This is a genomic window from Lysinibacillus sp. NPDC058147 (assembly GCF_042884205.1).
In the GTDB taxonomy this organism is placed as follows: domain Bacteria; phylum Bacillota; class Bacilli; order Bacillales_A; family Planococcaceae; genus Lysinibacillus.
The window spans coordinates 1-12,946 of the sequence record NZ_JBHVUJ010000014.1 but is presented as its reverse complement, the minus strand read 5'-3'; the positions used below and the strand labels follow the sequence as shown (position 1 = coordinate 12,946).

Sequence of the window (12,946 nt, the reverse complement as noted above, 5' to 3'; positions counted from 1 at the left end):
GAATTTTTTGCATTCAGCAGGCCTTCCTAAAAATTTTTTACTTTACTTTTGCACCATTCTCTAGTTTCGGATCAACCGATGCTAATTTTAAAATTCCATCTTTTTCACCAGCTAGAATCATTCCTTGCGATAATTCACCACGTAATTTAACTGGTTTTAAGTTAGTGACTACAATCACTTTTTGACCAATTAATTCGTCAGGGGAATAGAACTTTGCTATACCTGAAACTACTTGTCGTTGCTCATATCCAAGATCCACTTGAAGCTTTAATAATTTATCTGCTTTCGGAATAGTTTCACAAGCTGTTACAGTAGCTACACGTAAATCAACTTTCATAAAATCATCGATAGTAATTTCAGGAATTTCTGGAATCTCAGCATCTTTTTGCTCAACTTTTGCTTCTTCCTCTTGTGGAGTTTTCACTGAACCACGCATTTCCTCGCGAATATACGTAATTTCAACTTCACTCTCTAAACGAGGGAAAATCGGAATCCCTTTTTCTACCACTTTAATGTTTGCTGGAATAGTATTGCCGAATGTTTCAATTGTTTCCCATGCTAAGAATTTGTCATTCAAGCCTAATTGTTCAATAATTCGGTTGGGAGTAGATGTCATAAATGGTTGTAACATGACAGCAATTTGGTGTAGACTTTCCGCCAAATTTCGCATAACAGCTCCTAATTTTGGCTTATCTGATTCCTCTTTTGCTAGTACCCATGGTTGAGTTTCATCTATATATTTATTTGTTCTTGAAACAAGCGTCCATATGTCGGCCAATACGACACTAAATTGCATTTTTTCCATACTTTCTTCATATTTAATACGTACTGACTCAGCCTGCTCTTTTAAAGCTGCATCAAACTCTGTCGATTGAAGATTTTCAGTTGGAATAATGCCGTCGAAATATTTATTAATCATTGAAATGGTACGATTCAATAAATTACCTAAATCGTTTGCTAAGTCGAAGTTTGTGCGCTCAACAAAAGATTCTGGTGAAAATACGCCATCAGAGCCGAATGGTAACTCGCGCAATAGGAAGTATCGTGTCGCATCTAAGCCATAACGCTCTATTAACATTTCAGGATAAATAACATTGCCCTTTGATTTAGACATTTTACCGTCTTTCATCATTATAAAACCGTGGGCAAACACTTTTTTAGGAAGTGGCAACTCTAGTGCCATTAAGAAAATTGGCCAATAAATAGTATGGAATCGAACGATATCTTTACCAACTACATGTACATCTGCCGGCCAATATTTATTGAATAATGTTTCATCTTCTGAAAGATAACCTAATGATGTTATATAGTTAGTTAAGGCATCCACCCATACATAAATTACATGTTTAGGATCTCCTGGAACTTTAATGCCCCAATCAAATGAAGTTCTTGAAACAGATAAATCTTCTAGCCCTGGTTTAATAAAGTTATTAATCATTTCATTTTTTCGAGATTCAGGCTCTATGAATTCAAGGTTTTCTTCATAGTAAGCTAAAAGACGATCTGCGTATTTCTTCATATTAAAGAAGTAAGATTCCTCTTTAACTTTATGAACTGGACGACCACAGTCTGGACAGTTACCATCTACTAATTGTGTCTCAGTAAAGAATGATTCACATGGTGTACAGTACCAACCTTCATACTCACCTTTATAAATATCACCATTATCTAAAAACTTTTGGAAAATCTTTTCGACAGTTTTCGTATGACGCTCTTGTGTTGTCTGAATAAAGTCATCATATGAAATGTCCATTAATGCCCAAAGTTTTTTCGCAGCATCTGCAATTTCATTCACGTATTTTTGTGGATGTTTGCCCGCTTCTGCCGCTTTTTCTTGAATTTTTTGCCCATGCTCATCCATTCCAGTTAAAAAACGTACATCATAACCACGTAAACGTTTATAACGTGCAATTGTATCTGATGCTACAGTTGTATACGCTGTACCAATATGGAATTTCCCACTTGGGTAATAAATAGGGGTTGTTATATAGAATGTTTTATTTTGTTCGCTCACGAGAACTGCCTCCATTGTTTCACAGTATACTATCTATTCTAACTAAGTACGAAATCCGTTTCAACTTCTTTCAGCGAGTATCCAAACACCTGCTGAGATAGAAGAACTCAGGCTAAGACTTTCACATCTTGTGAAAATGCCTAAGTGACCAACATCATGTTGTTGCTCCCACTTCGTTGCGCTACGCTTTCGCACAAAAAACATCTGTCGCTGTCGCTGCGTTAGCACTACGCTTTCGCACAAAAAACATCTGTTGGCCTAAGCGAGGCATAATTGATTGATAGTTTATCAACCGTCGAAAAATGTCGAATGATATAATCTATCCATTTAATGTCTTAAATAAGAAGCTTTTTTACTATAAATTAAAATATATGATAAAAACCTTTTAAAATATCCAAAATATCTGTTTTCTCCTCAAAAAATTTTTTCAAAACAATAATATTAGTGTATTAATTAATTGACGTTTATGGCATTACTTGGTATGATAACAATCAGACAAGGAAAATATGTCGAAATTTGACGAAATACCAATATAACTTTTAACATTAGGAGGAAAAATAATTATGAAATCAACAGGAATCGTTCGTAAAGTCGATGAATTAGGTCGTGTAGTAATTCCAATCGAACTACGCCGTACACTAGGTATTGCAGAAAAAGACGCTTTAGAAATCTATGTGGATGATGACAAAATTATCTTAAAGAAATATATGCCTAACATGACATGTGCTGTAACTGGTGAAGTTTCTGATGATAACTTCCGTCTAGTTGGAGGCAAATTAATTTTAAGCCCTGAAGGCGCAGAAATGTTAGTGAAAGAAATTCAATCTAACTTAAAAAAATAATTTGATATACACACCTAAATCAACACTCTGATTTGGGTGTTTTATTTTTTAGCAATTTCTCCTTGGCGTAATTGCATCTAGAGAGGTTATCTTCATTTAATAGAAGATAACTATAATATAACCAATTCTTAATACCCTTATAATGTCCATGTCAGACCTTTTATGATTAAGGATACTATTTTTTACAATTATTATCAATTCAAATGGTTTCTATGCTCATATAGATATACAAAAAAGAGGTCGCCCTATTAAGGCAACCTCTTTAATTCCATTAACTATGGTATTCATTATAAACGTCTCGTTTTGCAACTTGACGTAGTTTTGCTACTTCCTTTATAGCTTCTTTTGATGTAACACCTGTATGATCAATAATATAATCAACATGCTCAACGACAGACATTGTCATCCAATAGGCTTCTTCGATATTTTCTTCCTCAGCATTCTCGTTTCCTTCAAGGACAATACAAAATTCTCCTCGAATTTCTTCTGTTTGTGACCATTCTACTGCCTCAGCCAACGTACCACGTAAAAACTCCTCGAATTTTTTAGTTAACTCGCGAGCTAATACAATTCGACGATTACCAAGAATAGCTTCCATATCTTTTAAAGTGTCCTTTATACGATGGGGAGCCTCATAAAACAAAATAGTTTCCTGACGTTTTTTTAGTTTCTCCAACTGCTGTCGTCGTTCCTTTTTTCCTCGATTTAAAAATCCATAAAAGAAAAATGGCTGCGGTGTTAATCCAGAAGCGATTAATGCTGATATTGCTGCATTAGGACCTGGCACCGGCACAACTGGAAAATCTTGATCGATTGCTTTTTCGACTATATCTGCACCAGGGTCAGAAATACAAGGTAGACCAGCATCACTAACTAATGCAACTGTTTTCCCTTCACGTAAGAAGGCTAATAGCTTCTCTCCCCCCACCTCTAAATTATGTTCATGATAGCTTATCAGTGGTGTTTCTATATCAAAGTAGTTGCATAGCTTTTTTGTATTACGTGTATCCTCTGCAGCAATAATATCTGCTTCTTTTAAAATACGTAGCGCACGCACACTCATATCCTCTAGGTTACCAATAGGCGTTGCAACTAAATATAAACAACCTGTATGATCATGCATTGTACTTTTTTGAGATTTCATGACTCATCCCTCCCTATATATTTCATTTTTTGCGTTCGTGTTAGCTGTTTAAAAGCATATTCTGCACGCATCGCCTCTTGTTTCGTATCGAATTCCTCAACATAAATACATTCCACAGGTCCTCGAGCTCTTGTATATTTTGCTCCCTTACCAGCATTATGTACAGCGACACGCCTGTCTACATTATTCGTGTAGCCTGCGTAAAAGGATTGATCGGCACATTCTAACACATAAAAATAATGGCTATTATTCTTTTCCATAAAGGATTTCTCTCACTTCTGCTGTATATTCATTATTCTCATTATAAACATACAGGGGCGGTAATATTTTCAGATCAGGCTTACCGTCTTTAATTCCTTCTATTAATAATGTGTTAGCCTCCTTACCTTCCTTCGGATAAATTAGCTGCATACGTTTAGGTTCTAAACGATTAGCACGCATTGTCGTAACAATATCTAATAACCGACCTGGACGATGAACAAAAGCTGCCTTTCCGCCTTGTTTTAATAATTTGCTTGCCGATTGTATTGCTTCTTCTAACGTTAAATATAGTTCATGACGTGCAATAGCATAATGCTCACTTAAATTTTTATCACTAGCTTCATGTGCTAAAAAATATGGTGGATTACAGGTTACAACATCATATTTTTCAATACCAAGCTCCTTAGGAATTTCTTTCACATCACCAAGGACCATATGGATTTGCTCTTCTAACTTATTGTAACGGATACTTCGTTCAGCCATATCAAATAAACGTGGTTGAATTTCTACTCCTGTAATTTGTCCCTTCGTTCTGGCGCTTAAAAAAAGTGGGATAACACCATTACCTGAGCACAAATCAACAATTTTCCCTTTATGATATGGGACATTGACAAATTTCGAAAGTAGCACTGCATCCAATGAAAACGAAAAGACAGAGGGACTTTGAATAATACGTAACTTCTCAGCCAATAAATAGTCTAACCGTTCGTCATCTTTCAACCAATTCTCCATGTTTCTTCCTCCTACTATACAAAACAAAAGACTGACACCACCATAGTGGGAATCAGCCTTCTATTACACATTTTGTTTATTTAAAAATGATAGACAAAACAGACAGTCTTCACCTTTACGTGAACTTCCGAAATGAACATGACAAACATGGAAGCCTTCTTGGTATAAACGTGCTAGGTTATCATAACCCTCGCCAATATCTAACGGATTCTCTTTCTTCTCATCAGTAGCCTGTACGGAGTGTTCATTCGAAAGTAGTTCTTCCAGACGTGTACGAAGGTGATGATTTTCTGTTTCGAGTGCCTTATGCTCCTCCATCATTAACGCTACAAATTGTTTCAATGCACCAAATTGCTCCTGCATTGCTTCGAGCTGTTGTTCGAACTCCATAACGGTATCTAAGAAATTACGGTCCTTCACCCAAGCCACCTCGTCCAATTCTCTATCTTATATAAGATTTTTTTCACATGCTAGCAGTTCTTCTAGTGTATACTCGACTGTGCGCTCCTGCTCTTGTAAATATACTTGAATGAGTCTTTCCAGTACATTTAAACCTACAACTTTACCGCGGCCATCCGGTGTCATCGTCATTTCACCGATGTCTGGCATGCCCTCTTTTGCTTCCTCATATTCATCGTTTTCATATTTCAAGCAGCACATTAAACGGCCGCAAAGACCTGAAATTTTTGATGGATTTAAAGATAAGTTTTGATCTTTAGCCATTTTAATAGAAACCGGTTCAAAATCTCCTAAAAAAGTTGAACAACAAAGCATCCGGCCACATGGACCAATGCCACCTAATAACTTCGCCTCATCACGTACACCAATTTGACGAAGTTCGATACGTGTTCTAAAAACCGAAGCTAAATCTTTTACAAGATCTCTGAAATCGACGCGTCCTTCAGCGGTAAAATAAAAGATGATTTTATTACGATCAAATGTATATTCAACATCAACGAGCTTCATTTCTAAATTATGCTCTATGATTTTTGTACTTGCTAGTTCAAATGCGCGCTTTGATTCGGCAGCATTTTCCTCTACTTGGATACGATCACGTTCATCCGCTGGTCGTAGAACTTGTTTAAGTGGTAATACAACATCATTATCCCCAACAACCTTTTGAGGGACAACTACTTTACCATATTCTACACCACGAGCTGTTTCAACAATAACATATTGACTGTCCTCTAGTAGATATGATGCTGGATCAAAATAATATATTTTACCCGCTTTTTTAAAGCGGACTCCCACTACATTATACAAATGTATATCCCTCCTGCAGATTTAGCATTAACTGCTCCATCATTAACGTCCTATTCATGTTACGCTGTAAAGATGAACGTGCCTGTAAAATAGACTCCAGTTGACTAGATAGACGTTCATAAGTCGAATGTAATGCAGCTTCTTTAAATGTCTGTAACATGTCTGGATAAGTACAAGCTGCTTCGGGATTAGCTTTTATTGACACTATATCACGGTAAGCAAATAGTAATAAATCTAATGCCTGCTCCATCTCGCCTTTTTCTTTAAACAGTGGCAACCATTCTTCATGTACAACAAGCATTGCTTCATGTACATTCTGACGAATTGCCTCTACTAATTTTAACACTGTTTTTCGAGCATGTGCAAACTGCTCATCATTTGCTAAAATCATAGCTGTTTCGAGCTCGTTCGTCATCATGCTCACTGTAGAAGCCATCGAGTAAGAAATGTTGTTATCCTGCAAATGCTTTAACAATATGTGGCGAGGCATTTTTTGAAATTTAATATGCTGGCAGCGAGAGCGAATCGTTGGTAATATAGACTGCATTTGCTCTGTTAACAAAATCGCTGTTACCTCACCCTCAGGTTCCTCTAAAAATTTAAGTATCATGTTTGCAGATGCAATATTGAGACGGTCTGCATGATGAAGTACATAAATCTTACGTCCTTCTTCAACCCCCATCATCTTCATTTCTCCGATTAAATCACGTATTTGATCAATTTTTATAAATTGACCCTCTGGATAAATTTGATGAATATTTGGATGATTACCGGAATCAACACGTCTGCAATTTCGACATGTTTCACATGGAACATTTTGATTTGGTTGCTCGCATAGCATTAGTTTGACAAAAAACTGCATAATATCTACTTTGCCTGTCCCTTTTTCGCCATCAAAAATGTATGCGTGTGCTAATCTATTTTTGTCAAAAATCGTTTGAAGCTGCTTCATTACGACTGGTTGTAGTGTGAATAGCTCTTCAACATTCTTGGCCATATTTTTTAAATCCTTCCTATTTCAATTACACTGATAGCATAATTATTTCCTATTCCTCATTTTTAGTACAGAAATATCTGCGGTTTTAGAGTAAATAGATTAGTTACATCGTTTATTAGTTATACCATTCAGCAAATAATTTCTTAACCAAGTACTATAAATTTGGCTGCTGAATAGATTTGAAAAAAGCCCGCGCCTACAAGAGAACGAGACACGGGTTTTACATATACAAATTAATTAATAAGCCTTTAATCTCACCGATTTTATCAAGTAGGTCAATTGCTTCCTTTTCTTCATCTAAAATATCTTGTGCAAGTTCTACAAGACGCGTATCAATAGTTTCGATTATTTTTAAGCGTCTTCCTTCTCCAAAGCGATTCCATGTATGCGATTGCTTTAAATCCATACCATGCTCTACTGTTTCTTGTAGGAATCGTTTAACAAGCATTTTAAAACGAGCAAGTTCTCGTAAATTACGTGATCTTGCAACACGGTCACCTGCTGAAGAAATATCCCCTAGCAATCGTGTAAGCTGTTCAGTTTGCAATTTGGTTCCTTGCTTGACGACCATATCTCCAAATCGGTTATTTTGATTATTGTTATGCAGTGGCTCTTTACGATTAGTATTTAACCCGACACGTATATCTTGATTGATCTTCAAGCTGTTTCGCCCCCACTTGCTTTCTTTATCAAAAAAACAAAAGCTAAATTATTATGTTTTAAAGAGGTTAAAAATGATGAAATTGTTCAATTGGTAATACAAAAACTGTCGCTCCTCCAACCTCTACCTCCACAGGATAAGGTATATAGGAATCTGTATTCCCGCCTAATGGCGAAACAGGTGCAACCATTTGTTCTCGCGCTCGACAATTATCACGAATAATATCTAAAACTTTGGGTATGAGAGAGTCTTCCGTCCCAATAAGAAACGTCGTATTTCCAGACCGTAAAAATCCCCCTGTGCTCGCTAATTTAGTTGCGCGAAACTGATTTTTCGTTAAAGCATTCGATAAGCGACTACTATCCTGATCTTGCACTACAGCTACGACTAACTTCATTCGCACTCACCCCTTTGATAAAATTCATCTAAATAATTTAGTTACCTTTTATCAATTATGCCTCGGCATAATTGTGTCAGGATTCGGCTTTGTACTTGCAAAAAGCACTCTTTTCCGATTCCGTAACATACGCCAGTGTTCCTCTATTTCAGTAGGTGTTTGAATATCTACTGGAATAGGAAAAATATCCGCATTCAGCTGCTGTCGCTTCGCTTTCGAGCAGAAACATTACTGAACGAAAATAAAATTATAGGTGTTACCATTATATCACATTGTGGTAGACAACTTCATGCATTTACTGTATTGCTTCATATAATAATGACCATACATCTTCAACAACACGCTCAATATTTTGGTCTGCATTGACGACATGTATACGTTCTGGGTAACGCTCCACTAACTGTAAATATCCTTCCCGAACCTTCTTATGAAAAGCTAAGCTTTCAACATCTAGGCGATTTATTTCTCGCTCTCCATGAGCATGAATCCGTGCCAAGCCAACCTCTGGTGCAAGGTCAAATAGTATTGTCATATCGGGTAACTTCTTACCGATTGCGAACTCATTAATAGATAATACTTCATCAACCCCGATACCACGTGCATGTCCTTGGTATGCTAATGATGAATCGATAAATCGATCGCAAATAACCATCTTACCAGCTTCCAACGCTGGTCTTACCTTTTCAAAATAATGCTGACTTCTCGCCGCTGCGTATAATAATGCCTCTGTGCGCTCATCCATCGCTGTATGTTCAGGATTTAAAATAATGCTCCTAATTTTCTCAGCAATATCAATACCACCAGGTTCTCTCGTTGCTAAAACATCAATATTTTCTTCTGCAAGTCGCTCAGCTATTTTTTGAATGACTGTTGTTTTTCCAGCACCTTCTGGGCCTTCAAATGTAATAAATAAATTGCAATTCATGCTGTTATTGCCTCCAACTATTTAATGATCTCAATCATCTTTTCTTCTAAACGATGATTTCCTTGGAACGTTGCACCAGTAGCTAATAACTCCTCTAACTGGCTCAGCTTTGCTACTGTTATTTTTTCGCCCGGGACAAGCAATGGAATACCTGGCGGATACGGAATAATCATACTAGCAGAGATACATCCCATTGTTCGCATATATGGTAACCATTCTTTTTCCGCCTTTTCAATTTCATCAAATGTATAGGTTGGTTCCGAAATGGCCACAAAATTATAGGCTGTTTGTGAAGCAGTTATTATTTCCGCCTTTGGTGTACTTAACAATAAAGTTATAGCATCCTTAATACGGACACGTATTTCTGCAAATGGATAGCTATGCCCCTGTTTCAACAAAGGTAGCACAAGCAATACTTGATTTGCATCTGCTAATTCTGCATATACATGCTTTGCTTCTAATGCCTCTTGTAATTGAAAACCGCTATAACCATCAACACGTAACAATAATTTTATAGGGTCGTCTACCTCAATAACCTCCAAAGAACCAATAGCTCGTAATGCCTCTATCCATTGATTCCTCTTTTCTATTATATATGCACCATCACTCTCCATATATGTCTGTATATAATAGCGTGCATCATCTAATGAAGCCAATAAAAGATAGGATGGGCTGCTAGATTGTAGCATTCGTAAATAGTGATTTATTTTATCGACATCGATTAAGTTAGAATTAACGTGCATAAAGGATGCCATTGTCATAGCAGGCAATGTTTTATGTGCAGACTGAACTACTACATCTGCACCAAATGTCATTGCTGATGGTTGAAATAAGGTACATGCACTAAAATGAGCTCCATGTGCTTCATCCACTAAAACAGGAATACCATTCTCATGACAATAAGCAATTTGCTGCTGTATTTCTTTAGATGTCACACCATAGTAAGTAGGATACGTTAAAACTACTGCTCGGGCTTCTGGATAATCATCAACGGCATCTTTTAAATCTTTATAAGAAACATGTGTTGCAGTTAATGTACGTTCATCCCATTGCGGAGAAACAAATACAGGCTTTGCTCCAACAAGCTCAATTGCGTGAAATACAGACTTATGTGCATTACGTTGGACAATAATCGTATCCCCTTTTTTACATGTGGCATAAATCATCGCTAAATTTCCAACTGTAGATCCACCTACTAAAAAGAAACTTTTCATCGCCCCATAGGTATCTGCCAACAAGTTTTCTGCCTCTAATATCATTTCCTCTGGGTGATGTAAGTCATCCAGACCTGATAACTCAGTCACATCATACCGCATTACATCTTTAAAGGGCTGAGGAAGATGGGACAGTTCTCCATGTTTATGCCCCGGGACATGAAAGGAAATATTTTGTTGTTGTCGAAAGCGCTCTAACCCTTCTACAATCGGCTTTTTCTTTTGCAAAACAAAACACCCATTTCCGTAATATTCTTAGTTAATTATAACACTTAAGGTACAAAATCATTTGTTGAATATAAATAAAGTGAAATTCATATAACCTTTTTCCCAATCCAATGTGCTAGTAATGCCACAGGGATTAATACAAGACAAAATGGCAAACATACAAAAATAATGTTCCATGTTATGACTTTATTGACTAATAACGAATGATACAAAATTAAACTATATGGAATAACAATTATCAAAGATGTGAGTGCACCAGGTGTAATGGAACGAAGAAAAATAGACTGTGCCAGGTGAGTGAACGCATGTAGAAAATAGGTTAGCGTCACAACAGTGAAAAAGTAGATATCTCCAAATGGCCCTTGATTCACATACTGACTTGCTATAAAAGTTGAACTACTTACAAACATGAATATTACGATTACTGCTACCGCGAACTGTGCCGTCGACATCGAGAACTGTTGCATAACTCGATCAGCAATTTTTTGGGGCAATCTTTCGTACAAAATAATAGAATTCTTATTTAACCACTTTTCACACATAATAATTTCTTCAAAATCATGAAGAATAAACATAATAGGGAATAGCCAAATAAGTGTTTGAATGCCTACCCAGTGTTCCATAATGATTCCTCCTTTATATTGAGTAATTGCTCAAATGTTTCTCAAAAAAAATAGCTCCTCACTATAACGAGGGGTCGATAACCGTTCCTGGGGGCGTACGATCGGAACGGCTATTAAATTATATAAAGTCATCCACACTTTTGATGAAGGGCCAAAAACATTTACTTAATGTGAATTTTGCATTCCTTTTAAAACAAACATTGCTATCTCTTCAATATAATCATTATTTTCAATTGGCATTTTATCTGTCTTTCTTTCTTCAACTAAAACATGCGTTAATATTGTTGAAAGAAACATTGAAGCTGCTGTTTCTATTGTCTTTTTTTCAACAGTAAATGAAGAAGCTCTTATCAAAAATGAACTGACTTGTTCACCCATTGTATTTATAAAATCCACAATATCCTTACTAACATTTGTGTTCTGCACTATTTCTGGGGACCAAATAAAAGTTAAAAAGCTTTTATTATGTACTAAAAAATCGGCATATAATTGACCAAATTTAATTAATGCTGGATAGGGCTCTATTTTTGAAAGCTCTTTTATCTCAAATTGTAGTGAGCCAATAAATGAAAATTCACGAATAAGATAATTAAGAAGTCCATTTTTATCTTTAAAATAATAAAATATAAGCCCCTCTGCTACTCCGCTCTTTAATGCTATTTCTTTAGTAGTTGTTGCGGTGTAGCCCTTTTTAGTAAAAAGCTCTAATGACGCTTCCAAAATTTTATCCTTCTTTGATACCAAATTTTTTCACCACCGTTTTTTTTGAGTATTTACTCAAATTTAAACTTTAAAAAAGATCATGTCAAGTTATTCCAATTATTGAGTACGACTAACGTAAGGGTGATTTCAATTCCGATTTATTAACGTTTTAATAAAATATCAGCCTGAACTTTTGGTGATGCATACAAAAAGATCATTGCACCTAATAGGCAATGACCTTCTACTCTTCTTAGTATAAACTATTCTAAAATGTACTTAACGCCCATTTCTCTACTAACATACTAGATACTAGCTTTTAGCGCCATCTCTTGTACTAGCTTTTCTACTAATTGCGGTACAAACTTTTCTAAAACCGGATTCATCATTCCTGCTAAGAAACCGCTTGCCTTCATTGTTAAATTGCCTGCTAGCTGACATGTACCATCTTGATTTTGTGTAATTTCAAAATAACCATCACCATTTATCGGATCTGATAAGCCTACCAAATCAAACATAATTTGATTTGGATTTGACTCTTTGCCCTTAAGCTCAACCTTTACAGCTTTTTGGATAATGCCAAAATCACCTTGGAACACCCAAATCATATTTTGCTCATTTGGAAATTCATGATGTAAATAACCTGGTATTAGTACAGCCCATTCATCTTTATTTTGAATAAACTCTTGTAGCTTTGCCTTTTCAATTTGAATATTTTCTCTATATAACCCTGTTGCCATTTTAATACACCCCTTTTTGTTAATTTATATCAATTAAATTCTAACATTTTTTAGGGGGTTATTAGCGGGTTTTAAACAATAAAAAACCACTGATTTCTCAGTGGCTACTTTGTGCCTAGCGACGTCCTACTCTCACAGGGGGAAGCCCCCAACTACCATCGGCGCTAAAGAGCTTAACTTCCGTGTTCGGTATGGGAACGGGTGTG

General features: G+C 36.2%; 15 protein-coding genes and 1 rRNA gene. 1 reads left to right on the top strand and 15 read right to left on the bottom strand.

The annotated features are described in order from the left end of the window. Nucleotides 1-37: 37 nt before the first annotated feature. Entirely contained in the window at nucleotides 38-2,014 is a 1,977-nt protein-coding gene (metG, locus tag ACFVT8_RS23145; RefSeq protein WP_387085996.1) for a methionine--tRNA ligase, read from the bottom strand. 563 nt (nucleotides 2,015-2,577) lie between these two features. On the opposite strand from metG, the gene ACFVT8_RS23140 reads away from it, so the two are divergent. Further along, entirely contained in the window at nucleotides 2,578-2,856 is a 279-nt protein-coding gene (locus ACFVT8_RS23140; RefSeq protein WP_004229214.1) for a transition state genes transcriptional regulator AbrB, read from the top strand. A gap of 271 nt (nucleotides 2,857-3,127) precedes the next feature. Here the strand turns inward: ACFVT8_RS23140 and rsmI are convergent, their stop codons facing one another. The 14 genes from rsmI to rrf form a co-directional block, all read right to left on the bottom strand. After that, nucleotides 3,128-4,000 carry a 16S rRNA (cytidine(1402)-2'-O)-methyltransferase gene (gene rsmI / locus ACFVT8_RS23135; protein ID WP_387085994.1) on the bottom strand — a complete coding sequence of 291 codons (873 nt, stop codon included), beginning with the start codon at nucleotides 3,998-4,000 and terminating at the stop codon, nucleotides 3,128-3,130. Then, nucleotides 3,997-4,260 (bottom strand): GIY-YIG nuclease family protein, encoded by a 264-nt coding sequence (locus ACFVT8_RS23130; RefSeq protein WP_386848301.1) that lies wholly within the window; start codon nucleotides 4,258-4,260, stop codon nucleotides 3,997-3,999. The genes rsmI and ACFVT8_RS23130 overlap by 4 nt, the downstream gene beginning before the upstream one ends. Continuing rightward, nucleotides 4,247-4,993, bottom strand: a complete 747-nt coding sequence (locus tag ACFVT8_RS23125) for a tRNA1(Val) (adenine(37)-N6)-methyltransferase (protein ID WP_387085991.1) — start codon at nucleotides 4,991-4,993, stop codon at nucleotides 4,247-4,249. The genes ACFVT8_RS23130 and ACFVT8_RS23125 overlap by 14 nt, the downstream gene beginning before the upstream one ends. 63 nt (nucleotides 4,994-5,056) lie before the next feature. Further along, the gene (yabA, locus tag ACFVT8_RS23120) at nucleotides 5,057-5,413 is read right to left on the bottom strand and encodes a DNA replication initiation control protein YabA (RefSeq protein ID WP_387085988.1); all 357 of its coding nucleotides are present in this window, start codon (nucleotides 5,411-5,413) and stop codon (nucleotides 5,057-5,059) included. 27 nt (nucleotides 5,414-5,440) lie between these two features. Then, nucleotides 5,441-6,256, bottom strand: coding sequence for a PSP1 domain-containing protein (locus ACFVT8_RS23115; protein WP_370047910.1), 816 nt, complete (start codon nucleotides 6,254-6,256; stop codon nucleotides 5,441-5,443). Beyond that, entirely contained in the window at nucleotides 6,249-7,253 is a 1,005-nt protein-coding gene (gene holB, locus ACFVT8_RS23110) for a DNA polymerase III subunit delta' (protein WP_387085985.1), read from the bottom strand. Before holB ends, ACFVT8_RS23115 begins: the two co-directional genes overlap by 8 nt. A 220-nt stretch (nucleotides 7,254-7,473) precedes the next feature. Further along, entirely contained in the window at nucleotides 7,474-7,914 is a 441-nt protein-coding gene (locus ACFVT8_RS23105; protein WP_387085982.1) for a YaaR family protein, read from the bottom strand. A 67-nt stretch (nucleotides 7,915-7,981) separates the two neighbouring features. Further along, nucleotides 7,982-8,311: a cyclic-di-AMP receptor gene (locus tag ACFVT8_RS23100; RefSeq protein ID WP_049667342.1), complete on the bottom strand. Its 330-nt coding sequence runs from the start codon at nucleotides 8,309-8,311 to the stop codon at nucleotides 7,982-7,984. 295 nt (nucleotides 8,312-8,606) lie between these two features. After that, the gene (gene tmk, locus ACFVT8_RS23095) at nucleotides 8,607-9,236 is read right to left on the bottom strand and encodes a dTMP kinase (protein WP_387085978.1); all 630 of its coding nucleotides are present in this window, start codon (nucleotides 9,234-9,236) and stop codon (nucleotides 8,607-8,609) included. A 17-nt stretch (nucleotides 9,237-9,253) separates the two neighbouring features. Beyond that, a complete protein-coding gene (locus ACFVT8_RS23090; protein WP_387085975.1) occupies nucleotides 9,254-10,678 on the bottom strand; it encodes an aminotransferase class I/II-fold pyridoxal phosphate-dependent enzyme in 1,425 nt (474 codons plus the stop codon). Between the two features lie 86 nt (nucleotides 10,679-10,764). Further along, the gene (locus ACFVT8_RS23085) at nucleotides 10,765-11,301 is read right to left on the bottom strand and encodes an HXXEE domain-containing protein (RefSeq protein ID WP_387085972.1); all 537 of its coding nucleotides are present in this window, start codon (nucleotides 11,299-11,301) and stop codon (nucleotides 10,765-10,767) included. A 165-nt stretch (nucleotides 11,302-11,466) separates the two neighbouring features. Then, complete coding sequence (locus ACFVT8_RS23080) at nucleotides 11,467-12,021, bottom strand: TetR/AcrR family transcriptional regulator (RefSeq protein WP_387085970.1); 555 nt, start codon at nucleotides 12,019-12,021, stop codon at nucleotides 11,467-11,469. A 284-nt stretch (nucleotides 12,022-12,305) separates the two neighbouring features. Beyond that, a complete protein-coding gene (locus ACFVT8_RS23075; protein ID WP_387085967.1) occupies nucleotides 12,306-12,740 on the bottom strand; it encodes an SRPBCC domain-containing protein in 435 nt (144 codons plus the stop codon). 113 nt (nucleotides 12,741-12,853) lie between these two features. Beyond that, a 5S ribosomal RNA gene (gene rrf, locus ACFVT8_RS23070) occupies nucleotides 12,854-12,946 on the bottom strand; the annotation flags it as partial.

What these genes read in the sequence shown, in the direction of transcription:
- ACFVT8_RS23100 (WP_049667342.1), bottom strand. Translation starts at nt 8,311, where the DNA reads ATGAAGTTAGTCGTAGCTGTAGTGCAAGATCAGGATAGTAGTCGCTTA.
- ACFVT8_RS23125 (WP_387085991.1), bottom strand. Translation starts at nt 4,993, where the DNA reads ATGGAGAATTGGTTGAAAGATGACGAACGGTTAGACTATTTATTGGCT.
- tmk (WP_387085978.1), bottom strand. Translation starts at nt 9,236, where the DNA reads ATGAATTGCAATTTATTTATTACATTTGAAGGCCCAGAAGGTGCTGGA.
- holB (WP_387085985.1), bottom strand. Translation starts at nt 7,253, where the DNA reads ATGGCCAAGAATGTTGAAGAGCTATTCACACTACAACCAGTCGTAATG.
- ACFVT8_RS23075 (WP_387085967.1), bottom strand. Translation starts at nt 12,740, where the DNA reads ATGGCAACAGGGTTATATAGAGAAAATATTCAAATTGAAAAGGCAAAG.
- ACFVT8_RS23085 (WP_387085972.1), bottom strand. Translation starts at nt 11,301, where the DNA reads ATGGAACACTGGGTAGGCATTCAAACACTTATTTGGCTATTCCCTATT.
- rsmI (WP_387085994.1), bottom strand. Translation starts at nt 4,000, where the DNA reads ATGAAATCTCAAAAAAGTACAATGCATGATCATACAGGTTGTTTATAT.
- ACFVT8_RS23140 (WP_004229214.1), top strand. Translation starts at nt 2,578, where the DNA reads ATGAAATCAACAGGAATCGTTCGTAAAGTCGATGAATTAGGTCGTGTA.
- ACFVT8_RS23130 (WP_386848301.1), bottom strand. Translation starts at nt 4,260, where the DNA reads ATGGAAAAGAATAATAGCCATTATTTTTATGTGTTAGAATGTGCCGAT.